The 26,300-nt window shown below is 43.3% G+C and carries 19 protein-coding genes; 10 read left to right on the top strand and 9 right to left on the bottom strand.

What is annotated here, in order from left to right; genetic code table 11:
- Positions 1–90: 90 nt before the first annotated feature.
- From PULV_RS07215 to PULV_RS07200, 4 genes are all read left to right on the top strand, one after another.
- On the top strand, positions 91–1,974 hold the full coding sequence (locus PULV_RS07215) for an alpha-amylase family protein (protein WP_227009373.1): 1,884 nt from the start codon (positions 91–93) through the stop codon (positions 1,972–1,974).
- Positions 1,974–3,458, top strand: a complete 1,485-nt coding sequence (locus PULV_RS07210) for an MFS transporter (protein WP_193331312.1) — start codon at positions 1,974–1,976, stop codon at positions 3,456–3,458. The genes PULV_RS07215 and PULV_RS07210 overlap by 1 nt, the downstream gene beginning before the upstream one ends.
- Positions 3,459–3,470: 12 nt before the next feature.
- A complete protein-coding gene (locus tag PULV_RS07205) occupies positions 3,471–5,888 on the top strand; it encodes a glucan 1,4-alpha-glucosidase (protein ID WP_193331311.1) in 2,418 nt (805 codons plus the stop codon).
- A gap of 176 nt (positions 5,889–6,064) precedes the next feature.
- On the top strand, positions 6,065–7,612 hold the full coding sequence (locus tag PULV_RS07200) for a hypothetical protein (protein ID WP_193331310.1): 1,548 nt from the start codon (positions 6,065–6,067) through the stop codon (positions 7,610–7,612).
- 16 nt (positions 7,613–7,628) lie between these two features.
- Here the strand turns inward: PULV_RS07200 and PULV_RS07195 are convergent, their stop codons facing one another.
- Positions 7,629–8,660: a LacI family DNA-binding transcriptional regulator gene (locus tag PULV_RS07195; protein ID WP_086742225.1), complete on the bottom strand. Its 1,032-nt coding sequence runs from the start codon at positions 8,658–8,660 to the stop codon at positions 7,629–7,631.
- A 294-nt stretch (positions 8,661–8,954) separates the two neighbouring features.
- Here PULV_RS07195 and glk point away from each other — a divergent pair, with 294 nt between their 5' ends.
- The 5 genes from glk to gap all read left to right on the top strand — a co-directional run bounded on the left by glk (position 8,955) and on the right by gap (position 14,882).
- Positions 8,955–9,938: a glucokinase gene (gene glk, locus PULV_RS07190; protein WP_193331309.1), complete on the top strand. Its 984-nt coding sequence runs from the start codon at positions 8,955–8,957 to the stop codon at positions 9,936–9,938.
- Between the two features lie 44 nt (positions 9,939–9,982).
- A complete protein-coding gene (locus PULV_RS07185; protein ID WP_086742223.1) occupies positions 9,983–11,002 on the top strand; it encodes a LacI family DNA-binding transcriptional regulator in 1,020 nt (339 codons plus the stop codon).
- 343 nt (positions 11,003–11,345) lie between these two features.
- Positions 11,346–13,211 (top strand): phosphogluconate dehydratase, encoded by a 1,866-nt coding sequence (gene edd, locus PULV_RS07180; protein ID WP_193331308.1) that lies wholly within the window; start codon positions 11,346–11,348, stop codon positions 13,209–13,211.
- 29 nt (positions 13,212–13,240) lie between these two features.
- Positions 13,241–13,864, top strand: coding sequence for a bifunctional 4-hydroxy-2-oxoglutarate aldolase/2-dehydro-3-deoxy-phosphogluconate aldolase (locus tag PULV_RS07175; RefSeq protein ID WP_193331307.1), 624 nt, complete (start codon positions 13,241–13,243; stop codon positions 13,862–13,864).
- Between the two features lie 10 nt (positions 13,865–13,874).
- Positions 13,875–14,882: a type I glyceraldehyde-3-phosphate dehydrogenase gene (gap, locus tag PULV_RS07170; RefSeq protein WP_193331306.1), complete on the top strand. Its 1,008-nt coding sequence runs from the start codon at positions 13,875–13,877 to the stop codon at positions 14,880–14,882.
- Positions 14,883–14,981: 99 nt separating this feature from the next.
- Here the strand turns inward: gap and PULV_RS07165 are convergent, their stop codons facing one another.
- From PULV_RS07165 to PULV_RS07135, 7 genes are all read right to left on the bottom strand, one after another.
- Positions 14,982–15,923 carry a LysR family transcriptional regulator gene (locus tag PULV_RS07165; protein WP_193331305.1) on the bottom strand — a complete coding sequence of 314 codons (942 nt, stop codon included), beginning with the start codon at positions 15,921–15,923 and terminating at the stop codon, positions 14,982–14,984.
- Positions 15,924–15,993: 70 nt separating this feature from the next.
- Positions 15,994–17,724: a bifunctional isocitrate dehydrogenase kinase/phosphatase gene (gene aceK / locus PULV_RS07160; protein ID WP_086742218.1), complete on the bottom strand. Its 1,731-nt coding sequence runs from the start codon at positions 17,722–17,724 to the stop codon at positions 15,994–15,996.
- A 24-nt stretch (positions 17,725–17,748) separates the two neighbouring features.
- The gene (locus tag PULV_RS07155; protein WP_086742217.1) at positions 17,749–18,393 is read right to left on the bottom strand and encodes an LOG family protein; all 645 of its coding nucleotides are present in this window, start codon (positions 18,391–18,393) and stop codon (positions 17,749–17,751) included.
- 3 nt (positions 18,394–18,396) lie between these two features.
- Entirely contained in the window at positions 18,397–19,494 is a 1,098-nt protein-coding gene (locus PULV_RS07150; protein ID WP_193331304.1) for a hypothetical protein, read from the bottom strand.
- A gap of 89 nt (positions 19,495–19,583) precedes the next feature.
- A complete protein-coding gene (locus tag PULV_RS07145) occupies positions 19,584–20,096 on the bottom strand; it encodes a BAR domain-containing protein (protein ID WP_086742215.1) in 513 nt (170 codons plus the stop codon).
- A 72-nt stretch (positions 20,097–20,168) separates the two neighbouring features.
- Positions 20,169–21,662: a DUF3413 domain-containing protein gene (locus PULV_RS07140; RefSeq protein ID WP_193331303.1), complete on the bottom strand. Its 1,494-nt coding sequence runs from the start codon at positions 21,660–21,662 to the stop codon at positions 20,169–20,171.
- Between the two features lie 3 nt (positions 21,663–21,665).
- Complete coding sequence (locus PULV_RS07135) at positions 21,666–21,878, bottom strand: YejL family protein (RefSeq protein WP_086742213.1); 213 nt, start codon at positions 21,876–21,878, stop codon at positions 21,666–21,668.
- Between the two features lie 63 nt (positions 21,879–21,941).
- On the opposite strand from PULV_RS07135, the gene yejK reads away from it, so the two are divergent.
- Positions 21,942–22,961: a nucleoid-associated protein YejK gene (yejK, locus tag PULV_RS07130; RefSeq protein ID WP_086742212.1), complete on the top strand. Its 1,020-nt coding sequence runs from the start codon at positions 21,942–21,944 to the stop codon at positions 22,959–22,961.
- A 137-nt stretch (positions 22,962–23,098) separates the two neighbouring features.
- On the opposite strand, the gene rne is transcribed toward yejK, so the two are convergent.
- Complete coding sequence (gene rne / locus PULV_RS07125) at positions 23,099–26,140, bottom strand: ribonuclease E (RefSeq protein WP_193331302.1); 3,042 nt, start codon at positions 26,138–26,140, stop codon at positions 23,099–23,101.
- Positions 26,141–26,300: the final 160 nt, after the last annotated feature.

Here is a 26,300-nt window from a genome sequence, read left to right as displayed (position 1 = left end):
ACTTTTTCTAACATCAGTCAGTCAAAGCCGATGGCGCCACTTAAGTGGTTTGGTTGGCTATGTGCAGCGGGCATGCTGCAAAGCTGTAACATGATTGATGACAATGCACCTGCAAAAAGCCCAGAGGTTATTGACACTGTGCCTTCAAAACAGAGCAAGCCAGTTGTGTACCAAATGTTCACACGTCTGTATGGTAATAAAAATACCACGAACCTTGCTTGGGGCACACAGACGCAAAATGGCGTTGGTAAATTTGATGATATTGATGCGCGAGCGCTGGGTGCAATCAAACAACTAGGTGTGACGCATGTTTGGTACACCGGTGTGCTGCACCATGATGTCATTGCTGATTATACTGAGTTTGGGATCAGCTTAGATGATCCTGATGTGGTAAAAGGCCGGGCAGGTTCACCTTATGCGATTAAAGATTATTATAACGTTAACCCTGATTTAGCCATCAATCCGGCTAATCGCTTAGCGGAATTTGAAACACTGATTGCGCGCACCCATCAACATGGCATGAAAGTGGTGATTGATATTGTGCCCAATCATGTTGCGCGCAATTATCAATCGGTCTCAAAACCTGATGGGATCAGTGATTTTGGCGAGCACGACGACACTTCCGTTGAGTACGCAAAACATAATAATTTTTATTATGTGGTGGGTGAGCAGTTTAAGGTACCAAAGTCGTTGGATGGGTATCAACCTCTTGGCGGGGAACCTCATCCATTAGCCGATGGTCAATTTGCAGAGTTTCCTGCCAAATGGACAGGTAATGGCTCGCGGTTAGCTCAGCCACATTTTCATGATTGGTATGAAACAGTCAAAGTGAATTATGGTGTGCGCCCAGATGGCAGCTATGATTTTCCCCGTTTGCCTGCAGAGCTGGCAGAGCAAGATGTGCGTATGCATGCTGAGTTTTGGGCCAAGCAGCAGGATTTACCTGATTCATGGTATAAATTTCGCGATATCGCTTATTACTGGCTCGATAAAGGCGTCGATGGCTTTCGCTATGACATGGCCGAAATGGTACCCGTTGAGTTTTGGAGCTTTTTAAATTCAGCCATCAAGATGAAAAACCCTGATGCATTTATTTTGGCCGAAGTTTACAACCCAAAGTTATATCGTCCCTATATTCAATTGGGCAAAATGGATTATTTATACGACAAAGTCGGATTTTACGACACCTTAAAAGGATTGATGCAGGGCAAGCAGACAAGTCAGGCGTTATTTGATGTGTTTGAAGATGTCGCTGATATCGAATCTCATATGCTGCATTTTTTAGAAAATCATGATGAACAGCGAATTGCGAGCCCTGAATTTGCTGGCAACGCCCAAAGCGGCAAGCCTGCAATGGTGGTTTCGGCTCTTATTGGCCAAGCGCCGACTATGGTTTATTTTGGTCAAGAAGTGGGTGAGGCTGGGGCTGAAACCGCAGGCTTTGGTCAGCCTAGCCGTACGAGCATTTTTGATTATATCGCAGTGCCTGCCCATCAACGATTTATGAATAATGGTGCGTTTGATGGCGGCCAATCCACAGAAAGTGAGCGTCAGTTGCTGCAGTTTTATCGCACCTTGTTGCCTTTATCTACTCAGGATGTGTTTGCATCAGGCGTGTATTTGCCAATTAATGAGATGCTCAATACGCCAACCAACACAAGCTTAGAGACCCTAGTGGCATTTACGCGTTTTAGTGAAGAGACTATCGCTTTGGTTGTCAGTAACTTTTCTGCATCGCAGCGCGCGACAATTTCAATGAATGAACACAATTATTTAGCAACCATTTGGCAGCTACCCGATGGGCAATATACACTGCGTGATCAATTGGGGTCAGCACCATCGACCCAGTACCAACTTAACATTGAACAAGGGCATGCTTCGCTCGAAATGACGTTAGACCCATTACAAAGTGTGGTCTTAATGTTAGCGCGCACGCCTATTTTTTCGACACAACATAATAATAAGGCGCAGTGATGACTGAGCAAAAACCAACCTTGTCATTTTGGCAAATTTGGAACATGTGTTTTGGGTTTTTAGGGATCCAATTTGGTTTTGCGCTGCAAAACGGCAATGTTTCACGTATTTTTCAAACCTTAGGTGCATCGATAGATGATATCCCTATTTTATGGATTGCCGCACCCTTAACGGGGCTGATTGTGCAGCCAATCGTGGGCTACATGAGTGATAAAACCTGGGGCAAGTTAGGACGAAGACGGCCTTATTTCTTGTGGGGCGCGGTAATGACCACCCTCGCGTTAGTGGTAATGCCAAATTCTCCAACGCTTTGGATTGCAGCAGGCATGCTCTGGATTATGGATGCGTCAATCAATGTCACGATGGAACCGTTTCGTGCATTAGTCGGCGACAATTTACCCAATAAACAGCGTGCAACCGGATTTGCCATGCAAAGCTTTTTTATTGGAGTCGGTGCTGTGGTGGCGTCTGCGCTGCCTTGGATGATGGCCAACTGGTTTGAAATTAGTAATGTTGCCCCAGAAGGGCAGATCCCTGATTCGGTCAAATATTCGTTTTACTTTGGGGCGGCGGTGCTGTTTGTTGCCGTGGGGTGGACGATTTTAAGCACACGAGAATACAGCCCGGAAGAACTTGCAAGATTTGAACAAGCTCAATCAGCGCAACAAGTTGCACGAGATGCAAGTCGTATCGTGTTTACTCACGGAGTATTGCTAAACAGTGCCATTGCGGTGGCGATTTTAGTTTGTGTGTCTGTGTTTTCACTCGAAAAAGAGCTTTATTTAGCTGGCTTAGGGTTAGGTGTGTTTGCTGTCATGCAATGTATTTCAAACTGGCAGCAAAAATCTCAGCAAACTGACAATGGCTTTTATCAGGTGATGGCTGATTTATTTACCATGCCAGAGGCGATGAAACAATTAGCTTGGGTGCAATTTTTTAGCTGGTTTGCCTTGTTTGCAATGTGGATTTATACCACCTCTGCGGTGACGGCTCATCACTATGGTTCGAGCGACCCATTAACCAGCTTGTACAACCAAGGGGCTGATTGGGTGGGGATCCTCTTTGCCGCGTATAATGGTTTTGCTGCGCTGGCGGCGTTTTTTATCCCAATTATGGTCAAACAGTTAGGTATTAAAGTCTCTCATATGATTAATCTTGGCCTCGGCGCATTGGGTTTGATGTCGTTTTTATTCATCGACGATCCACAGTGGTTATTGGTGTCTATGGTTGGAGTGGGCTTTGCTTGGGCGTCTATTTTATCTTTGCCTTATGCATTACTCAGTAGTGCTGTGCCCAGCAACAAAATGGGGGTGTACATGGGAATTTTTAATTTCTTTATTGTCATTCCACAATTGCTTGCAGCCAGTGTCTTAGGTGTATTGGTCAAGCAACTGTTCGCTGGTGAGGCGATTTATGCGCTGATTTTAGGCGGCCTGTCTTTCTTAATTGCCGCAGTGTGCATGCTGCGTGTGAAACAACAATAAAAAGTGATGTATATGAATATTAAATCGACTCTTGCGCTGGCTTTATTGAGCGCGACTTTGGTGGGTTGCCAGCAACCTGCCACATCGACTGCAGCAGTAAAACTGGCGGGCAGTGCACCGGGGGCACCTGGTGAGACGCCTTATTGGGCGTATTCGGGTAAAACTGGGATTGGCACGTCCTATGAGCAATATCATCAGTTGCAATACAGCAATGATGCGCCAACCAGCACAGTCTCTAAAGTGTGGTTCAGTGTTGCCGAGGGGATCATTACAGAAACCATGTTTGGTTTAATCCATCAAGCGCAAATTAAAGACATGCAGTTGGTGATCAAAGGCGCCGGTTATGTCGCCACAGAGCGTGATGATACAGACAGTGTGATTGAATATTTAGCCACTGACGCTAAAGGTCGACCGCAATCGTTGGCGTATAAAATTACCAACACAGATAAACTCGGCCGTTTCAAAATTATTAAGCATATTTTTACCGATCCTGATGGGCAAACGTTATTTGTCCGTCATCAAGTAATCAGTTTACAAGGCGAAATAGATGCCTTTGTCAGCGTGAATCCGTATGTAAACAACAATGGTGTTGGCGATAGCGCAAAAGTGGTTGACGGGGCGCTGGTGGCTTGGGATCAGGATAATTACTTGACTCTTAAATCAAGCAATGGGTTTGAGCTGGCCATGGTCGGCTTTACGGGTGAGTCTGATGGCTTGAGCCAATTACAAGCAAAGCAAGCTCTGATTGCCTACCAAGATACGGGTGAGCAAGCTGGTAATGTGTCTATGTTTGCTAAATTAGGCAGCGTTGCGCAGCAATCAGCACAGGGTAAAACGTTTGATGTGTTACTAAGTTTTGGTAACAGCGAAGCAGAGAGCCTGCAACAAGCAAATCAAACACTCGCACGGGGTTATGATCAGGTGCTTGCCCATTACAATGGTGAAGGCGAGCTGATTGGTTGGCAAGATTACCTTAGCAGTTTACCGCAATTAGACTCCCTTGCAGCGAGCACGACAGATAACGGTAAGTTGCTATACACCAGTGCGTTGGTGCTCAAAGCACAAGAAGATAAAACCCATGCAGGTGCACTGATAGCGTCTTTATCTAACCCGTGGGGAGACACAGTCAAAGCCGTCGAAGGTCATACAGGTTACAAAGCTGTGTGGGTTCGCGACTTTTATCAAGTCGCGATGGCGTTATTGGCACTTGGGGATACTCAAAGTGCTAAAACTGCATTTAATTATTTAGAAAAAGTCCAAGTTAATGCACAAACGCCAGGAAATAGCGGTGATACGGGGTGGTTCTTACAAAAAACCCATGTTGATGGCGAACTTGAATGGGTGGGTGTGCAGTTAGATCAAACTGCGATGCCAATTATGCTGGCATGGAAACTATGGCAAGCAAAGACCTTGTCAGATGCTGAATTGGTGAACTGGTATCAAAAAATGCTTAAACCAGCCGCAGACTTTTTGGTACATGGTGGCCGGGCAAAGATCCTTTGGAATGATACCCAGATCACCCCACCGATGACACAGCAAGAACGCTGGGAAGAGCAAGCTGGCCATTCACCTTCAACCACAGCTGCTGTCGTTGCTGGACTTATTACCGCTGCCGACATAGCTCAGCTTGCGGGTGACACTGAATCGGCCTCTTTGTATCTCAATACTGCGCGTCGTTATTCAGCTGACATTGAGCAGCAAATGGTGACCACCAAAGGCCAATTACCGCAAAGTGATGGACATTATTACATCCGGATCAGTCAAGATGACGATGCTAACAGTCAAACAATGCTGGCTAGCAATAATGGACGTGAAGGGCTCGCCAAAGACCTCATCTTAGATGGTGGATTTTTAGAGTTAGTTCGTTATGGCGTCAGAGCCGTGGATGATAGCCATATTCAAGCGAGTTTGGCTGAATATGACAATGAAACATTACCTGAAAACTTACGCGTGAAATACAGCTTTAAATTTGCTGAAGTGGAAGGAAGTTTTCCAGGGTGGCGTCGTTATGGCAATGATGGTTATGGCGAAGATGAGGCCACAGGTACAAATTATGGTGAGTTAGGTGGCAATACACCTGGTCAGCGTGGGCGAGTATGGCCATTTTTTACCGGTGAGCGAGGGCACTTTGAACTGGCGCGTACGCTCAAGAATGCTGATGGAAAGCCTGTTGCACCACAAAAAATCGCAGCGTTAAAAAATACCTATGTCAAAGCGATGGAGCTGTTTGCCAACCAAGGCATGATGTTACCAGAGCAAGTGTGGGATAATGTAGGGGTCAATCCCCATGGCTATCAATTTGGTGAAGGCACAAATTCTGCTACGCCATTAGCGTGGACTCATGCAGAATACATTAAGTTGGTGCGTTCATTACATGATCAACAAGTGTGGGATTATTACCCGATAGTGTCGCGTACACTTCAACAATAATTGCGCCCTGTTGAGCAAGTTGCTTGTCATTGGCAAGCGGCTTGCTCAATAGTGAACGCAGGACTTGTTAGTATGATGATTAAAAGTCACAGATTGTTACTCAAAAAGGTTCATACTGTGTGTATGTTGTGCTTTAATAGCTCGGTTGATCGTTCTGAAGTGTTAGGTTTACGTCCGTGCAGTTTATTTTTCGCGTTAAAGAAAAACCATTACAGATAACCATTCATCTGCAACTTGCCTGCGGACGCACGCTGCTGCTCAATGATCAACCCGATGCTACACCTGTTTATTTCCACACCATTTATCAATTGGCGACAATTAAAGCGCAAAGTGTACTCGGTGAAAATGCTGCGTACAGCGACGGGTTTATTTATAAAGATCTGTTGTTTGAAGCGGTTTACCCCGATGAAACACCCCCTAAAACCCATCAACGGATCAACAAACATTTGTCGCGCTTTAATCAAAAAGTTCAGCAGGTGCTGAGTCAATTAGACGATGAAACAACGCTTTTGACTCATAGCGATCGCAAAAAAGATGGTGAAGTACAAGTATGTTTTGTGCCAGATAACATCATTATTTTTGAAAACGATGTGTGTGTGCTGGCAACTGCTGCGCTGCAAGCATCAGCTCCAATAGAGGTTGTTCCCCCCCACGATGAGCAGTCACAAGAGCTCACCAAGGTGACAGCACCGGATCCAGAGCGATTACTCCATTCAAGCGTCCAGCAAACAATAGTGACAATATCTGTATTTCAGGGAATACAGCAATGGCTTAGAGGCGTTTATGGCAGTCGGTTTGCTAAAGGTTTCGCACTGGGGATGCTTGGTTTAGGCTATTTGAATACGTTTTATCAACATACCTCGCCCGCTACGGTGTCAGATGCATCTAAACCGATTATGAGCCAAGCGTTGATTATTACTCCAAGCACGGCTGAGCCTGTAAGTGGCAGTCTGCAAGTGGCAGATAATACTGGTTTATTGGCTTTGTCTGATAAAGTCGCATTTGATTTAAGTAGTAGTAAAACTCAGTTTGAATCCGCGATTAATTTACATAAAGAAACGCGAGATCCGAGCCTTTTTTCTGAGCTCAAACATTCTGTCGCGTTAATGTCAGATCAAAAGGTGTTGTCACCGACCTCGTTGGCGACCGCTATTTATATTGCACAAGACGAAGCGCGCTTAAACGATGCTCTGACGCTACTTAATAATGCCACAGAATTAGGCATGTTTTCGTCGTCGTGGTTAACAAGCCGTCACGCATCTATTTTACATCAAATGGACGATTGGCAAGGGCTGATTGAACTGATAGAGGGACGCGGTCTCGCTGCTTTGACCCCAGAATTAGGCACGTTTTTACAAAAAGCGTATGTTGGTCAAGGAGAGCTGAGTCCAGTGCAGGAATTAAATCAGCAAATGTTGCAAAAAGTCACAGAACTACTGAATAACCAGCCGCAGTGGTTGCAATACCAAACGTCTCAGACCCTCAGTGCACTCGCTTTATTGGCTCAGCCAATAGAAACAGTTGATAGACACGCGTTTGCAAAAGCGCTTGGGCGAATACAAGAAACGGATCTTGTTGTTTCCTCACTGGATGTAACTACGACTACTTGGGTATTTCACTATCAGTCATTACTCATTCGCCAAGCCAGCTATGCGCTGGGCGATTTAACCGCCCTTGAAAACGAAATCGATAAGCAAATTAGCTTACTGCCATACTCAATTTAATGTATTTTTACAAAAACTAGTCTGCCAGCGGGCTCGTTGATTGCCTGATCACCAGCTCTGGAGTGAGGATATCGTGTACGACCTCATGACCTGCAATTAACTTTAATAAATTCTCGACCAGCATTTCACCTGCTTTTGAGGTGCTTTGCGAAATAGTCGTTAGGGGAGGGTTCACAAAGCTCGCCACAGGAATATCATCAAAACCAATCACAGATACATCTTCAGGGACCGACAAACCCGCTTCTTTAAGGGCACGAATAGCACCAATGGCAATTAAATCACTGGCCGCAAATAGCGCATCAAACTGAATTTTATTGCTGATCAACGAATGAGTGGCATGATAACCCGAACTTTCAGTCGAGATGGCATTAGCAATTTTACGCGTGTCAATGCACATATTGTGTTCTACTAATACGTCTTTAAAGCCATTAAAACGTTCATTAAACTCAGGGCTATGCTCTGAGGCATCACCAATAAATGCAAACTGACGTCGTTGTTGCCCTAATAAATGCTGACCTGCTAAGCGGCCACCCAAATAATTATCACATCGCAATGACAGATCCGGTCGGTTTGGGACTTGCGCGCCCCAACAGACAAACTTGGTTTGATTTGCCATCAGTTTATCGAGCTTTTCTTGATAATCGATAAAATCGCCATAACCAAGCAAAATTAGGCCATCAGCACGGTGGCTATCTTCGTAGTCTGCGTGCCAATCTTGACTGGCTTGTTGGAATGAGACTAACAAATCATAACCTGCACGCGCGCATGCACGTGTGATACTGCCAAGCATGGCTAAAAAGAATGGATTTATTTGTGAATCATCCGCAGTGGGATCTTCAAACAATAACAACGCCAAAGTACTGCTTTGTTGGGTGCGCAGGTTGCTGGCATTTTTATCGACTTTGTAATTGAGCTGCTTGGCAATCTCATGCACTTTTTTACGCGTTTCTTCATTGACTAACGGGCTGTTTCTCAGCGCGCGTGAAACAGTCGACTGCGATACGCCTGCAAAATGAGCAATATCAAAAGATGTGGCTTTACCTTTCATTTAACATCCCAAACAGAAAATGGACCCATCAATAAAAACCCTGACTTTTGTATAATATATGAAAGAATTGGCAGTTAATTATTGAAATTTAGCTGACACCGGTGTCATAATGTGGCAGTTTTGTCGTATTGTTGTCAATTCGTATATTTATCAAAAATCCACGGTGTGTGCGCTTCTTTTTGTAGCGGGAAGAAGGTAACACAAATTGGAATTCAATGACTAGTGTCAGGGTAATTTGATGGGTATGTTTCAATTCGATATAAAAGCCTTTGGCCGTAAAGTGAGAGAAACACGATGAACAGTGTCACTAAATTTCAACCCATTATTGTCGCAGATGTAGGCGGAACTAATGCACGCTTTGCTTTGGTTACTGATTTTGATGTCGCATCACTGCAATTTACTATCGCCCATGCGCAGACCTTTGTGAGTGCTGAATTCACTTCTCTTGAGTCTGTATTATCTGCGTATATTGCGACCTTACCTTTTTCACAGCCTACACGGGCTGCGCTCGCTGTTGCAGGACCGATGAAAGGGCAAGAGGTTAACTTAACGAATTTAGGTTGGCGCTTTACGTTAGATGCTTTGAAAACAGAATTTAATTTTCAAGAATTAAAAGTCATCAATGATTTTGCCGCCTTTGCATATGCAGCCCCTTATTTAAAAACTGATCAAAACTTGCCAATCAAACACGGAACGGCTGAAACGTATAGCAATATTGCGGTGATGGGGCCAGGTACTGGCTTTGGTGCTGCAGCGCTGGTGTTTAATGATCATCAACAAAGTGTTCTTAGTTGTGAAGCGGGGCACATTACCCTTGCTGCTGTGAATGAATTTGAACGTCAGTTGATCAGTGTTATCGCACAAGAAGTGAAGCATGTCTCGGTTGAAACTGTTTTTTCAGGCTCAGGCTTAGAGCGTTTATACCGAGCGGTTGCGACAGTGAAACAACAACCTGTAGAAGACTATTCTGCCGCTCGCATTTCTGAATTAGCCTTATTGGGGCAGTGTGATATATGCCAACAAACATTGGCACAATTTTGTGATTGGATCGGCAGTGTCGCTGGTGATTTGGCGCTGACCTTTGGCGCTCGTGGTGGCGTGTTTATCGGTGGTGGAATTTTACCGCGGATGCAAGATGTATTGTTGCAAAGCCAATTTGCTGACCGATTTATGCAAAAAGGCATTATGAGTCATTACGTTGCAGATATTCCGGTTACCTTAGTCACCCAAGATAATATTCCATTTATTGGAGCAGCAGCGAGTTTAATCGCGCGTTAAACAAGTAATGAATACCTGCATGGTATTGATTAATGAGAGTTGAAATGGAAAAAATCACAATCAATAGTGTGGCAAAGCACGCTGGTGTATCTAAAAAAACGGTCTCGCGAGTGTTGAATAATGAAGTCAACGTCAGTGATGCGACCCGTGAAAAAGTGCTGGCTGCGTTTAAAGAGCTCGATTATAAGCCCAATCCCATAGCACGAGGACTGGCGAATAACCGCAGTTTCATTATTGGTTGCTTATATGATAATCCAAGTAAAAGTTATATTACGCGGGTGCAAACTGGGGCGCTCAAAGCGTGCCAAGAGCAACAGTATCATTTATTGATCCACCCTTGTGAACATCGCGGTCAGGCATTACTCGATAATATCGAAACATTGCTGCACACTTCTCAGCTCGATGGCATTGTTTTAACACCTCCTTTTTCAGATCAAAAACCTTTGGTTGAGTTTTTAAAAGCCAAAAAGGTGCCTTATTCTCGTGTTGCGTCAGTGTTGTTGGATGATGATTCAATCTCGATTGGCAGCAATGATGGCTTTGCGGCCTATGAAATTACGAAACTGCTTATTTCGCTTGGCCATCGCGACATTGCCTTCATTAAAGGACACCCAGATCATAGTGCGACAGAGCAGCGTTTTTTAGGGTATAAGCAAGCGCTTGCTGAAAGCGGTATTACGTTTTCTGAGCGCTTAGTGGATGAAGGTAACTTTAGTTATCATTCAGGTGAAGACAGTGCACGAAGGATTTTGAATTTATCCCCAAGGCCTTCAGCTGTTTTTGCCTCGAATGATTACATGGCTGCGGCTGTGCTTAAAGTCGCCTCTCAATTAAAACTCGCTGTTCCTCATGATTTATCGATAGCGGGCTTTGATAATGCGCCAATTGCACGCCACATTTGGCCGGGCTTAACCACCATAGCTCAGCCTGTAGAGCAAATGACTCATATTGCAGTGACTAAATTAATCGAACAAATCAAACAACCCGATAGCGAGATTTTTAAAGAAAACCTACCTGCGACCTTGATCACTCGAGAATCGACCGGACCGTATATCGGTCAGTAACCAGATCTCAGCTTACGCAATTATTTAAAGTAATTTCAGATTGTTACAAACGCCCTCAAGGGGCGTTTTTTTATGTCTGTCCGATGACAGTTCGATTAAGTTTTGAATCTCAGCTAGCAATTATCAAAAAGATAAACTAATTTTAGGTTTGATGGTTGACACCGGTGTCACAAACGTGAGTTAATACAGTGACACCGGTGTCAGGTTGTGATTGTGAGAGACACAACTTAATGCCGCACCTTTGAACGGGTAAATCAAAATGTGCTCAGTACTGTGACTCGCCCTGGAGTCGGGAGAGTGTAGTACTGAGCCTTTTATCCACTATCAAATAGAGTTGAATTTTATGCTGCATCCTCGTATTCAAGAAGTCACTGAACGTGTAATCAACCGAAGCAAAGCGACTCGCGACGCCTACATGGCCCGAATTAATCATGCCAAATCTCAAACACGTGTCAGAGCCGGTTTAGGATGTGGTAATTTAGCGCACGTCATGGCGGCGTGTAGCTCAGACGAAAAATCATTACTCAAAGCAGATGAACAACCGAATTTAGCCATCATCAACTCATACAATGACATGTTATCTGCACATGTACCTTACAAAGATTATCCAGATTTAATTAAAGACATCGCTAAAAAACATAACTCAACCGCACAAGTGGCTGGTGGCGTACCTGCGATGTGTGATGGGGTAACGCAAGGCCGTGATGGCATGGAGTTATCGTTGTTTTCACGCGATGTCATTGCCATGTCGACAGCTGTCTCGTTATCTCACGATGTATTTGATGGCGTATTTTGTTTAGGCGTGTGTGACAAAATCGTCCCAGGCCTATTAATTGGTGCGTTATCGTTTGGTCACTTACCGACGATGTTTTTACCTGCTGGCCCAATGCAGTCAGGCTTACCTAATAAAGAAAAAGCCCGTGTTCGTCAGCAATTTGCCCAAGGTAAAGTCGGGCGTGATGAGTTACTTGAAGCCGAAAGTGCTTCTTATCACAGTGCTGGGACATGTACTTTTTACGGTACCGCTAACAGTAATCAAATGTTGATGGAAATCATGGGGCTGCACTTACCGGGTAGTTCATTTGTTAATCCATACACAGAATTGCGTGATGGCTTAACGGCACATGCTGTTGAAGAAATGCTCAAACAGCTTATTGAAAGCAAAAATGCCAATTGTTTAGCGGATGTGGTTTCTGAAAAAACCATTATTAATGGTTTAGTGGGCCTACTGGCCACAGGTGGTTCAACTAACCACGCCATTCACCTTGTTGCGATTGCAAAAGCGGCCGGTGTAATTTTGACTTGGAAAGATATGTCAGATTTATCTGAAGTGGTGCCTTTACTGGCACGTATTTATCCAAATGGTCATGCGGATGTAAACCACTTCCAAGCAGCAGGTGGCATGGGCTTTTTAATGCGTGAATTACGCAGCGCAGGCTTTTTGCACAACGATGTAAAAACCATTGTCGGTGACGGTCTGGATCCTTATACCACTGAACCTTTATTGGCAAACGACAGCAATTTAATCATGAGTACGCAAACTGGCCCTTCAAAAGTGAAGTGGGTGGCGTGCCCTGAAGAGTCGCTAGATCAAGAAGTGCTTCGTCCAATTTCAGATGCATTTAGCCCGCAAGGCGGTCTGCAATTGTTAACAGGTAACTTAGGTCATGCGGTGATTAAAGTATCTGCGGTCGCTAAAGAGCATCAAATTGTGACGGCTCCAGCTAAAGTATTTGATTCGCAAGCGGGTCTGCAAGATGCGTTTTCACGTGGTGAATTAGAGACTGATTTTATAGCTGTAATTAAAGAACAAGGCCCGAAAGCCAAAGGTATGCCTGAGCTGCATAAACTGACACCGATTATGGCGTCACAACAAGATAAAGGCTTTAAAGTGGCCATTGTGACTGACGGTCGTATGTCAGGTGCATCAGGTAAAGTACCTGCTGCTATCCACCTTGCGCCTGAAGCGATTGAAGGTGGCGTGATTGGTAAAATCCGCGAAGGTGATTTAATCACACTCGATGCTCCAGCAGGCTCATTAGTACTGCATGTTGAAGAGGCTGAATTAGCGGCGCGTGACGTTGAAATCAGTGTTCAAACCAACACATTTGGTACCGGTCGTGAATTATTTGCAGGCTTTAGAAATACAGTGAGCAGTGCGGACTTAGGTGCGAGTGCATTTGGCTTAATTTACCCAGATTCAGAATAACCACGCGTAATCAATTAAGGATAACAACAATGAGTATTGAGAAGATTTTACGTTCAGCGCCAGTGGTTCCAGTGGTTGTCATTGATAATATCGACGATGCAGTGCCGCTAGCGCAAGCACTGTATAACGGTGGTTTACGAGCATTAGAAATTACACTGAGAACACCGGTTGCTGCCCAAGCGGTTAAATTAATGAAAGCGGCGTTGCCTGATGCGTATGTTGGTACAGGGACTGTGATTAATCGTGAAACTTTCCAAGCATCTGTTGATGCGGGTGCTGACTTTATGGTGAGCCCAGGAGTGAATGATGAACTACTCGCTTTAGCAGCTGATACAGATATTCCATTTTTACCGGGTGCTGCGACGCCGAGCGAAGTGATGAAGCTTGCCTCACATGGTTTTTCATTTTTGAAATTCTTCCCAGCCGAGGCGGCGGGAGGCACAGCGATGCTTAAATCCATTAATGGCCCACTACCACAAGTTAAATTTTGCCCAACCGGTGGAATTAGCTTAGCGACTGCACCTAATTATTTAGCGTTACCAAACGTTGTTTGTGTCGGTGGTACATGGATGTTAGATAAAACCTTAATTGCTAATAAAGACTGGACAGCAATTGAGCACTTAGCGCGTCAAGCGTGTGAATTGAATAGATAAGGGGAATGAGATGATTAAGGTAGCTATTAACGGATATGGTCGTATTGGTCGTAATGTATTACGTGCTTTGTATGAATCAGGCCGAGATAAAGAGATTAAAATTGTCGCGATTAATGATTTAGCGCCGGCCAATGTTAACGCGCATTTGACACAATATGACTCTGTTCATGGTCGTTTCAATTTCCCTGTGACACTCGCTGACAATGCAATGCTTGTTGCTGATGACAAAATAGTTTTGACCCAAGAGCGTGATCCAGCGGATTTACCTTGGAAAGCATTAGGCGTTGATATTGTTTTAGAGTGTACGGGTTTATTCACATCGCGTGAAACTGCGGGTAAGCACATTACAGCGGGTGCGAAACGCGTCATTGTTTCTGCCCCAGGTACTGACATGGATGCAACTGTGGTGCATGGTGTGAACTCTGATGTACTCACACCTGATAGCATTATTATTTCAAATGCGTCATGTACAACAAACTGTTTAGCGCCAGTTGCAAAAATCTTAAATGATGCAATTGGTATAGAGCAAGGTAGCATGACCACCATTCATGCCTATACGAATGACCAAAACTTGTCAGACGTGTATCACAGTGATTTATACCGTGCACGTAGTGCGACTCAATCAATGATCCCAACCAAAACAGGTGCTGCAAAAGCCGTTGGTTTAGTCTTACCTGAATTAGCTGGTAAATTAGATGGCATGGCTGTGCGCGTTCCAACTATCAATGTATCACTGGTTGATCTGACGTTTATCGCTAAGCGTGATACAACAGCAGAAGAAGTGAATGCGGCGATCAAAGCGGTATCTGAAGGCGCAATGGCAGATATTCTTGAATATAACGAATCACCGTTAGTGTCTATTGATTTCAATCATAATCCTGCGTCGTCAATTTTTGATGCAACACAAACCAAAGTTGATGGAAAATTAGTCAAAGTAATGGCTTGGTACGATAACGAATGGGGTTTCTCAAACCGCATGTTAGACCAAGTTGCGACTTTAGCTAAATTAATGAACTAATTGTTTTTAGTGTGTGACGTTTAGGCCGGTTTTTACCGGCCTTTTTTATGACTCATGTTTCCGAAACGGTTTGATATGAATGGGCAACAGTACGAGACGTTATTCTTGTAACTCGTGGGCAACTTCAGCAATTTGTTGACGCAGCCAAATATGACTGGCATCGCGGTGCAACAGTGGGCTCCAAATCATATCCAGCTCAAAAGGTGGAATGGCAAAGGGCGGATCGATGATGGTTAGTTCAGGATCATTGCGATAAATATTGGCCGCTTTACTAGGTAATGTTGCGATTAAGTTTTGCTCTTTCGCTAAGTGAATCGCGACATGATAATTTCGGGTAAACGAGGCAATATTTCGGTGTTTGCCAAAATTTGCGAGCGCTTCATCTACCCAACCGAGTTTTTGCACATCTTCAGGATCCATGCCGACCCCGACACCAAAGCCAGTTTTACTGACCCAAATATGGCGTGCTTTTAAATACGCATCGAGGCTGAAGTTGTTAATAATGGGGTTATTTGCATTGACTAAACACGAAAAACTGTCTTTCCAAATTCGCTTTTGATGAAACGACTGGGGTAAGTTTTCAAATCGATTAATCGCCATGTCTACTTTACCGTTTTCAACGTCATGAAAAGTGACATCACTCGGCGTCATGATATCCAGCGTGGTGTCGGGAGCATGGAGCTGTAATTTTGACAATAACTTAGGTGCAAGTGTGCTGGCTGCATAATCGCTGGCCATAATACGAAAACAACGTTTGCTTTGACTCGGCTCAAAATCGCGATTGGGCTGTAGGGTTTCTTCAAGTGTCAGTAACACGCCACGAATAACAGGCTGCAGTTCGCGTGCTCGTTCAGTGGGCACCATGCCATCTGAAGTGCGCACTAAAATAGGATCATTGAGCAGATTACGCAGGCGTTTCAAGCCATTACTCATGGCTGGTTGGGTGATGCTCAATTGATTTGCAGCACGAGTGACATTGCACTCTCTTAATAGGGTATCGAGGTACACTAACAAGTTGAGGTCAATTTTACTTATATTCATTGATTACATACCTAACTCAATCATTATTCTTATTGTGAATGATGATACGGCGCCTTTGCCAATGTTACAACTACCAATCATTTTTAAATCTAAGATGCTTAGGATAGGGACAAATGTTGGCGATTTTCTTCGCTTTTATATTTTGTTGCGCTTGTTGCCAATACTTCACGTCCATTAATTCAGGGTGAAGAGTTTTAAGCAATGTACGAACCGTATCGTTGGTGGTGACAAACGTAGTCAGTTGCTCAGGAAAAACGTCTTGCGGTGCCACAGAATAGCTGGATTCTGCCATTAAATAATCATCATAGTTGCTCGGTTGTGGCAAGGCTCTAAAATTCATATCGGTTAAGTATTGGACTTCATCATAGTCATAAAAAATGACCCGCTGGTGGCTGGTAACACCAAAGTTTTTTAGCAGCATATCCCCAGGGAAAATATTAACAGCAATCATTTCTTTTAAGGCTTGTCCGTATTCATCAATAACAATCCGGGTTTGTGCCTCGTTAGCCTGCTCTAAGTATAAATTGAGTGGCGTCATGCGCCGTTCGATATACAAATGTTTGATGATCAGCAGATCACCATCAAACTCTAACGAAGAAGCAACGGTTTCTTTTAGCTCACTGAGTAACTCAGGGCTAATTTTATCTAAAGGTAATGCCACATTAGAGTATTCGATGGTATCGGCCATGCGACCGACTTTATCGTGGCGTTTGACCAATTGGTAACGATCGAGCACGGTTTGGCGACCAAAAGGCTTACCGGAGCCGAATTTATCTTTAATCACTTTAAAAACATAAGGGAAAGTGGGCAAGGTGAATACAGTCATAACCATGCCTTTGGTGCCTGCTGCCGGAATAAATTGCTGATCGGTTTGACTGAGTTGGTTGAGTAATTCACGGTAAAATTGCGTTTTAGCTTGTTTATGAAAACCAATCGCACTATATAACTCTGCTGGGGTTTTATTGGGCATCAACTCATTTAAAAAATGGACTAAGGCAGAAGGTGAGGCTGTTTCAACCATAAAATACGCCCGAGCAAAACCAAAAATCACTCGCATTTGGCTTGATTGGGTAATCAAAGCATCCAGGTATAAGCCGTGATTATAATGGTGTAATACCGGCACAATAAAAGGCTGAATACCACTTTTTGATACCACGCGGCCAATAAGGTAAGCAGCTTTATTGCGATAAAATGGCTTTTTTAAAATATCAAAGCGCATTTGGTGCGCGTAGTGGTGTGTACTGGGTGCTTGTTTTAAAAAAGCCTTCACGAGCAGTCGAATATCGCGCTCTAAATTAACAAAGGGCACATCAAAATTAAAGTGTGCAATGATGTCCCGAATGGTTTGTTTGAGGCCATCGACCACAGGGAAGTAACTTTGGTATTCAGACGCGCAGGGAATTGTCGGTTGTTCACACAGTGTGGTTTTTACAAAAATATAATCATTGTTGAAGTAACTGCGATGAAATAGACGACAAAAAACTGAATTATAGAAGGATTCGGCTAACTCTGGTTGAGGGTGAAACAGTAATAAATCGTGGTAAATTTTACGGGTGTTTTGCCACAATAATGGCTCAGATGCAGTGAGTGTGAGTTCACCTAATTGCGCTTTTAACGTATCAATTGTCTCATTTACTCGGATATCGTAATAGCTGATCCTGTCGGTGGTTGCCGATTGAATCGCTTGCCAATCAGCATGGGCAAAAGCCTGCGGCGCAGTGGCGGTGATGTGTTGGAACAATTGGTAATGCTTTTTGTATCCATTTAAAATCGTGTGGGCGATTTTTCTGGCACTGCGCATACAAGCCTCTTTTGAGTAATTACTCTATTTATGTGACAGTAACCTATGTTTGTTCAAGATTTCAACTACTTCATCAATATCATTGGTTAAATGAAACAAATTAAAATCAATAGGTTCGATTAAGTCGAGCGGAATAAGCTGATCTTTTATCCAATTGATCAAACCTTGCCAAAACTCAGTACCGAATAAAATAACCGGCATACTGGTGATGCGGCCTGTTTGTAACAGTGTCAGGGCTTCGAAGGTTTCATCCAGAGTACCAAATCCACCCGGCATACAAACATATCCTAAAGAATGTTTTACAAACATGACCTTACGGGTGAAAAAATAACGAAATTCGATCGGTACGGTTTGATAAGGGTTGGCAACTTGTTCGTGTGGTAATTCGATATTAAGGCCAACACTGCAACCATTGCCCAAACACGCACCTCTATTTGCTGCTTCCATAATCCCAGGGCCGCCACCAGAAATAATTGCAAACTGGTTTTGGGCTAACTTTTGTGCCAATTGCACGGTTTTTTGGTAATACGGGGAATCTTCGGTTAAGCGTGCAGAGCCAAAGATTGAAACGGCAGGCCCGATGTCAGAGAGTTTATCGAAGCCATCTGCAAACTCGCTGATAATGCGAAACATACGCCATGATTCGTTCCCTTTAAGATTATCGATCATCGTTTAATGCTCCGCTTGTTTAACAACCATAAACCAGACATTAATATAGTCGGGTAAATGACGATTGGCTTTTGCGTATTCGGCAAAGCCATGATAGCTGCCCGCTAAGTAATCAAGCTGGTAAAGGTTGTCATCAAATGCACCGCCCGTATCGGCTAACACGGCTAAACGATACTCTTGATGGCCGTTAAAATTAAATTGGCTCAGTAATAAATGCCCAAGGCCGAGATGTTTAATGTCGCCGGCAAATGTAACTTCAGGTTTCACTGTAATTTTATAATCAGCATCTTTTCCGTAGCCTAAAATACCGTCGACTTGCTTGAAAAACCAGTATCGCTCTTGTTGCTCTGGTTTGATATTTCGATTGTAGGCAATGCCATTATTTCGATGCACATTAAATACGCTTTGTTGTTGATCAACCTCGACGACAACCGTGCCTTGTAATAACGAAGATTCGAGATCTTTGCGGGATAAATAAACAAGAGGTTTGGCGATATCTGCAGACAAACCCTGTTGTAATACAGTCTGTTTTTTGGTGTGATGGCGCACTAAATCAGGCTGGGAGTTTGCCTCTTCGAGCGATAAATTCATTTCCTCATAAGGCAATGCATATAAAGCATGAGGATATTGTGCCGACGGGGAGGCTTGTCCATCGGCTAAATGTACATAATATTTGGTCATTAAAAGTTGCGTATCAGGTAAATGTTGCAATAACGGCTTTCGCTCAGAAAACTGACGGGCATTGGCTGTATCTGGCTGCCAACGAATAAACTCAAAATGTTGTTTGATAAAATCGATGGACTGCAAGCGTGATGGACGATTGTGCAGTTTATCTTGCTGTGTGACATGACAAATAAACGCCAATGTCTCAGAAACGCGCTTTGGGTTGATGTTAAGGTGCGAGAGCGCTTGAGTATGGATCACTGCGGGATCGTATTGTTGCCCTTTGTTTAAGTAAGCGCGTGTGGAGGATGCAACCTGACATAGGTCATCAGTATTGGTATTTATCGGCAACGCTTGGGTCGGTATTTCTGGTGAAAAGGATAACGAGAAACACGAAAACGGGATAACCAGCGCTGCAGTGAGCAAAGTTTTAAACATAACAACATCTCAAAAAGATCGATGGGGTGAGTCTAATAAATCTCAATAAATAAGCAACTGATTTGCTTTGAGTTACTGCTCGGGATAAATCACTGGTTATAGCGTTTTTTTAACACAGATAATTCATTGGTTAAGCTGGTTAAAAGTTGGCGTTGCTCTTGAACCAATCGGTCATATTTGTCTTCAATAACAGAGACTTCAGCTTTAACTGTTTTTTTGAGTGCTTTTTTGGTGTCAGCATCCATCAAACGTTCAAGTTTTTCGAGTGAGTCGCGTCGCTCTGTCATCCGGCTGCGCTGAAATTGTCTGATTTTTTGTTTTGAACCACGGATTTGAGATTCTAAAATGTCAACTTGTTGGTCGAACTGTATTTTGTTTAATTGCACCACATCTTGAGTGGTGCTGCGGATATCACGTGGGACAAAGGTGGAAACCGTTTTTACTTCGGCATCTTTGCTACAAGGAAACTGGCTAATGATCACCCCTTTAGCGCCGCCATCACATTGATAGAAGCGTGTGTTATCGGTATTAGCCGATAACGGCAGGGTGATTGAAACAGTGATACATATACATAGGTTGAGTAAGGCTCGGCTTAGTGTCATCGTATCTCCTTTTGTTACATTTTAAACATAACCAGAGAATAATTTATCTACAAGTCGTACTTTAGTCTAGTGTTAATGATTAAATTGTTTCAGTTTTTTGATACTTTCGACTAAAAAAGGCACGTCGAGTCGGTGCTCTAAGGCAAAACCTTGCGCAGCAGAAATATTTTTAAAACTACCGTCAGGTTCAATCAGTGTGATGCGATCTTTTTTATACGCAACAAAAATACCTTGGGTATAGTTAATACCCGTTTCTTGTTCTGCGTGATAAAGATTGTGTCCCATGATGGTGGTATTGGCTACCTCGTCGCATTGCCATAATTGCCCAACAATGGTGGCCAATAAATCCATTGGCTGCACGATATCACTTTGTAATGGCAAGTTATTATCATTTACGTACAGTGTTGAACTATGGATAGGACGCGCTTGATTTGGAGCAAGGCTAAAGGCAAATATTAAATCGGCTTGTATTTGACTGTGAGCATTAGCATTGATAAATGACAGCGTAGGCTGTGGGGCATCAGTATTTAAATAATTAAAATCCGTAAAGCCATCGATGCTTACACTAAGAGCGGGATCTAACCATGCAGGAGTTGCTTGATTGCCCATCAGTGCCGGTTTGTAATAAGCCGGTAAGCCATAGATAAGGTTAAACAGCGTATCTTGACTAAGTGCCGGTTGTAAAAAGGTATCGATAGCAAAATAGGGGTGAGCTTGCTCTATGAGATATTGCTGTAACTGAGCATCTGTCTCGAACACTAAAAAAGCTGCTGTTTGTTTTTGTGTTGACGCACTACAAGCGGGGATGTTGTCAGGTAATTGATAGTTTTGACTAATGGCCGATAAACTCAAATCACGTTCTTGGTTATATAAATCAAGATCCAATAGATCATTTTTAGCAAGCAAACTTTTCGCTGTCGTCGGATAAGACAAAGGCAATACATTATCTTGTTTGGTAATATCAAATTTTAAATTCGCATCGCCCCAGATATGCAATAAATGACTCATTGCAAAACAACTTACTAAAACAGCTGTAATTTTTTTACCACATGAGATTTGCTTGAGTTGCTCTAGGTGACGCCAACAATGATTACTGACAATTAATTCAAACGCTAAAATCAAAAATACGCAGGCACCGGCAATAAAGGTGGCTAACAATGAGCCTTGAACAAACGTTTGCCAAGTCAGGCTGATAATTTGCTCTAACGCAGAGAGACTGAGATGGTAGCCTAGATTAAAATAGATAAACGCATCGAGCGCGAGAAGTGATGCACCTAGGGTGGCTAAAATCGCAGCCATTCCCCGAATATGTCTCGGGTAGGGGAAAACTAAACTCAACGGGAAAATAGTCAGAACAAACGCCATAAAGGTTAAAAAGCTGATATGACCGACCCAATTGAGCACTAAATAAATACTGCCCATCAATGTGGTTGGTGAGGTATCAGCTGCGAGATAACCTAAACTAATGACTAACGCTAAACCAATATTGGCAAAGGTAAACCAATGCCCCCAACTGAGCAGTTGATTTGCTTTAGATGCGAATTGGCTTTGTCCTGATAGATTCATTGATTATTTTACCGACTGTCTTAACGCTGCTGCAAAATTGCTTGTTAGGTCAGCTTGTTTAGACTCAGGCACATGTTCTTTGATAATATGTGTCAGGGTGTTACCCAAACACATTAAACTCAAGTCGACCGGCGCATTATGTTTTGATAAAACTGCAATCAGTTCATCGACGATTGATTCGACTTGTTCATTTGAGTATTTTGATAAAATTGGCATTAAAGGTTTCTTCATACAAGAAAAATTGCTCGCATATTAACATTGGAGGCGCGAAAAACAAAGATGACAACACAAGTTGAGAGGTTAGTCGTTCATTATGTCGACAAAAAAGACGAAAAAATCGATATCCATCTACGAAATGATGAGATGCCGATAAATGATCGTGTTGAAGTATTCATCGAACAACTCCACCATGCCTACAATGGAAAACCTGGCAAAGGGTTTTGTGGTTTTAGTGCAGACAAAAATAGTGTGGTAGCCAGTGCATTGCAAAGCTATCGTAAAGGGGACTGTCATTTTTGGAATATGACAGAGCAGGCTACAGACGTTTTAAAAGAAGAATTGAATAAATACGCCTTTAACGAAACCGGTTATTTAGTCTTTTGCCATTATCGATATGTCGCTGATGATTATATGATGATTGCGTTAATTAATATTAAAGATCATTACACCATCACATCTGATTTAGATTTAGCATCATCACGTCACCTCGATATTAGTCGCATGCAATTAGCGGCCAGAATTAACCTTGCACAATGGTCGGCTCAGCCTGAAGATAATCGTTATGTTTCGTTTATTAAAGGGCGAGCAGGTCGTAAAGTCGCTGATTTCTTCCTTGATTTTCTAGGTTGTGAAGAAGGGATTGATGCTAAACAGCAAAGCCAAGTCATGCTCGAAGCGGTTGAAGATTATTTTGCTGAGCAGGAATTCGATCGCACAGAAAAGAACGATTTACGTAAGCAGGTCTTTGATTACTGTAATGATTGTGTGACAACGGGCAGCGATGCGGATGTTGTCTCGTTATCAGACACTATTAGCAAAGGTGATGGGACGTCGTTTGATACGTTTTATCGTGAACAACGCTATGATTTAGAAGAAACATTCCCGGTAGATAAGAAAACAGTCACGAGTATGGTGAAATTTTCAGGAGTCGGTGGCGGAGTGAGTGTCAGTTTCGAGCGAAAACATCTCGGTGATCGTATTCAATACAATGAGCACACTGATACTTTGCTGATCAAAGGGATCCCTGCAAATTTAAAAGAGCAGTTACAAAAATATTTATCCGAACAAGAGGACGTTTAGTTTTTAAGTAAGGCCATGGAAGGTCTATTTAACTTAAACTGAGGTTAAAGTATTGATAATTCTCAGTGCTGGTTCTTTAAACATCAGATACAAAAAAAGCAGCTCAAATGAGCTGCTTTTTTTATCACTGCAGAGATTTAAACTTCAGCAGGTTTAGCCATAGGTGCGCTAGCACGACTTGTTGGTGCAACCGAGCCAGAAGGCTGGCTTTGCACTGTAACAGGTCTTAAATCTGCAGGCATCGCACTTGGGATTGTGATGATTTCACCAGACTCAACTTGAGTAGGCTTGGTCATCGGTGCACTTGCACGGGCAATTGCACGGGTTGTACTGACCACGGCAGGTGTTGTCTCTGTGGTTTCAACAGGCGTTTCAACGATTGTTTCAGCTACAGCTTCCACCACTGTTTCAACGATTGCTTCAGACACTTCAGGTTCAGCAGTAGTTTGCGTCTCAACAACGGGTTCAACGCTGTTGTCTACTTCTTGCGCTGGTGTCGATTCAACTTCAGCGACAGGTGCAGTGTCTTGCTCTGGAGCTTGTACGGCCACAGGCTGATCTTCGCTGTCGGTATTAACCGATGCTGATTCTGTGGTTTCAACAATGACTTCAGGTGTTACTTCAACAGTCTCTGCAGCCTTAGTGGTCTCAATAGCTTCTTCAACAGTTTCATTCACTGGAGTAGGTACTACTTGAGTCAGTGGTGCATCAGAGTTTAAATCTTGAGCAGCTTGTTGTGCGGCCATTTCTTGATCGGCCACTGGCACAAACCCTGGTGATTCAACCGTCTCGAGTACAATGGCAGATTCGTTAGACTCATTTGGTTTACGACGTTTTTGACCTGCGGCACGAAGATGACGTGGCGAACGACGAGAGCGACTGCGTGGTTCTTTTTCATCTGCATCAGTTGATTGAGCATCTGCTTCAAGCTGTTCTGCTTTTATTGCATCGGCATCTTGAGTTGCTGCTTTGTCAGTTTCAGTGATGTGCTCAGCTTGAACTTCAGCAACTTGTGGTTGTGACTCAGTTACAACAGGTTGTGTGATCACTTCTTTAACAGTGACAACTGGCGCTTCATCGATAATCGATTCGTCAGCAACAATAGGAGCCGGTTGTTCTACAACTGGTTGCTCATCTTGTAAACGGACTTTTTTTCGTACATTGCGACGTTGACGACGTTCTTTGACTTTAGGTACTGACTTTTGTTCAGTCTCTGTATTTAAGTCATTGGTTTCTTTATCAGCAACGGGTTTACGATTAGGTGAATTGCGACGACGTTTATTACGTGGCTCACGTGCTTCGACAGAATCCCGTTGAGGCTTATCTGCTGTTTGAACGTCTTTATCTGTGTTTTCACCATTTCGACGTGGGTTACGCGTACGGTTATTACGTCTACGCCCATCTTGATTACGGTTGTTACGACGCGGCGGCTGGCTGGTCGTTTTAGTGTCTTTTTCTGGCTCTTTCTCTTCTGCAGCAAAGAGTGCCTTAACCCAATTAGCGAGCTTAGTGAAAATACTTTCGCCGCTTGATTGTTTGTTTTCTGGTTTAGTCGCTGCTTTTGGTGCACTAGTAGGAGCAGGGGCGGTCGGTGTAATCACACCTTGTAAAACAGGCTGCTCTTTCTCAATTTTTTGTACTTTAGATACATCGTGTGTGTAAGTGTCCGGCTTTTTGATTTGGCCATAGCTCACTGTTTCGATTGTATCATCGCTCTTTAAGCGCTGAACTTCGTAATGCGGTGTTTCCATGTGTTGATTAGGAATAATCACGACATCACAACCATGATGCTTTTCAATACTGCGGACACTGCGACGTTTTTCGTTCAGCAAATATGCAGCAACATTGACAGGCACTTGTGCGTTGACTTGCGCTGTATTGTCTTTAATCGCTTCTTCTTCGATAAGACGTAAAATCGATAATGCGATAGATTCGTTTGAGCGAATAGTACCTTGACCATTACAACGAGGACACGTGCCTTGGCTCGCTTCACCAAGAGACGGGCGAAGACGTTGGCGCGACATCTCTAACAAACCAAATCGTGAAATCTTACCTATTTGGACACGTGCGCGGTCTGGGCGTACGGCGTCTTTTAAGCGATTTTCAACTTCACGTTGATGACGAGGAGGGGTCATATCGATAAAATCGATAACAATCAGGCCGCCTAAATCACGTAAACGCAATTGACGGGCAATTTCATCCGCAGCTTCTAAGTTGGTGTTAAAAGCGGTTTCTTCAATATCACCGCCTTTGGTTGCTTTTGATGAGTTGATATCAATAGAAGTCAGCGCTTCAGTTGGATCAATGACAATAGAACCACCAGAAGGTAAACGCACTTCACGTTGGAAGGCAGATTCAATTTGGCTTTCAATTTGATAGTGTGTAAATAAAGGTACATCACCTTTGTATAGCTTTACACGGCTCATAAAATCAGGACGGAAGCGCTCAATGTGGGCTTTTGCTTCTTCAAAAACGCGCGCTTTATCGATAAGGATCTCGCCAATGTCACGACGTAAATAGTCGCGAATTGCACGGAAAATCACATTACTTTCTTGGTGAATCAAAAAAGGAGCTGGACCTTTTTCTGATGCTGTGACAATGGCATCCCAATGGATAAGCAATGCTTTTAAGTCGTAATCGAGTTCTTCGAATGATTTACCCACACCCGCGGTACGTACAATGAGTCCCATACCTTTAGGAAGTTGCAAACGGCTTAACGCATCTTTTAATTCAGTACGCTCATCACCTTCAATGCGCCGTGATATACCACCTGCTCGTGGGTTATTTGGCATTAAAACAAGGTAACTACCTGCAACGCTGATAAATGTTGTTAGCGCAGCACCTTTTTGGCCTCGTTCTTCTTTGTCTACTTGAACAATGACTTCTTGACCTTCTTTGATCACATCTTTGATGTTTGGACGACCACTGAAGTTATAATCTTTAGGAAAGTAAGTACGGGCAATTTCTTTGAGGGGTAAGAAGCCATGACGCTGTGCACCATAATCAACAAATGCAGCTTCTAGACTAGGTTCTACGCGGGTAATTTTACCTTTATAGATATTGGCTTTTTTCTGTTCGTGACCAGGGCTTTCGATATCTAGATCGTATAAGCGCTGACCGTCAACCAGTGCCACGCGCATTTCTTCTTGCTGCGTCGCATTGATTAGCATACGTTTCATATTGTTACTCTATTTATGTGTCTTGCTTGCTTATACGGTTCATTATCATCAGTTCAGACACCCCTTTATTTTTGTGCAGTCTCACGACTGGATGTCTGTCGGGGGAGATAGTATTACGCTTTTCAAACTGAACAATATTCGCCATATAAGTTTTGACAAA

Source organism: Pseudoalteromonas ulvae UL12, from assembly GCF_014925405.1.
Taxonomy (GTDB): domain Bacteria; phylum Pseudomonadota; class Gammaproteobacteria; order Enterobacterales; family Alteromonadaceae; genus Pseudoalteromonas; species Pseudoalteromonas ulvae.
Note: the sequence above shows the minus strand (reverse complement) of the source record. Positions and strands in the feature narration are given on the sequence as shown.

Bases quoted from the DNA above. Each gene is read 5' to 3' on its own strand.
- PULV_RS07205 (WP_193331311.1), top strand. From the start codon at position 3,471: ATGAATATTAAATCGACTCTTGCGCTGGCTTTATTGAGCGCGACTTTG.
- edd (WP_193331308.1), top strand. From the start codon at position 11,346: ATGCTGCATCCTCGTATTCAAGAAGTCACTGAACGTGTAATCAACCGA.
- PULV_RS07175 (WP_193331307.1), top strand. From the start codon at position 13,241: ATGAGTATTGAGAAGATTTTACGTTCAGCGCCAGTGGTTCCAGTGGTT.
- aceK (WP_086742218.1), bottom strand. From the start codon at position 17,724: ATGCGCAGTGCCAGAAAAATCGCCCACACGATTTTAAATGGATACAAA.
- PULV_RS07185 (WP_086742223.1), top strand. From the start codon at position 9,983: ATGGAAAAAATCACAATCAATAGTGTGGCAAAGCACGCTGGTGTATCT.
- gap (WP_193331306.1), top strand. From the start codon at position 13,875: ATGATTAAGGTAGCTATTAACGGATATGGTCGTATTGGTCGTAATGTA.
- PULV_RS07150 (WP_193331304.1), bottom strand. From the start codon at position 19,494: ATGTTTAAAACTTTGCTCACTGCAGCGCTGGTTATCCCGTTTTCGTGT.
- PULV_RS07215 (WP_227009373.1), top strand. From the start codon at position 91: ATGATTGATGACAATGCACCTGCAAAAAGCCCAGAGGTTATTGACACT.
- rne (WP_193331302.1), bottom strand. From the start codon at position 26,140: ATGAAACGTATGCTAATCAATGCGACGCAGCAAGAAGAAATGCGCGTG.
- PULV_RS07210 (WP_193331312.1), top strand. From the start codon at position 1,974: ATGACTGAGCAAAAACCAACCTTGTCATTTTGGCAAATTTGGAACATG.
- PULV_RS07165 (WP_193331305.1), bottom strand. From the start codon at position 15,923: ATGAATATAAGTAAAATTGACCTCAACTTGTTAGTGTACCTCGATACC.
- PULV_RS07145 (WP_086742215.1), bottom strand. From the start codon at position 20,096: ATGACACTAAGCCGAGCCTTACTCAACCTATGTATATGTATCACTGTT.
- PULV_RS07135 (WP_086742213.1), bottom strand. From the start codon at position 21,878: ATGCCAATTTTATCAAAATACTCAAATGAACAAGTCGAATCAATCGTC.
- PULV_RS07195 (WP_086742225.1), bottom strand. From the start codon at position 8,660: ATGAAAGGTAAAGCCACATCTTTTGATATTGCTCATTTTGCAGGCGTA.
- PULV_RS07140 (WP_193331303.1), bottom strand. From the start codon at position 21,662: ATGAATCTATCAGGACAAAGCCAATTCGCATCTAAAGCAAATCAACTG.
- yejK (WP_086742212.1), top strand. From the start codon at position 21,942: ATGACAACACAAGTTGAGAGGTTAGTCGTTCATTATGTCGACAAAAAA.
- glk (WP_193331309.1), top strand. From the start codon at position 8,955: ATGAACAGTGTCACTAAATTTCAACCCATTATTGTCGCAGATGTAGGC.
- PULV_RS07155 (WP_086742217.1), bottom strand. From the start codon at position 18,393: ATGATCGATAATCTTAAAGGGAACGAATCATGGCGTATGTTTCGCATT.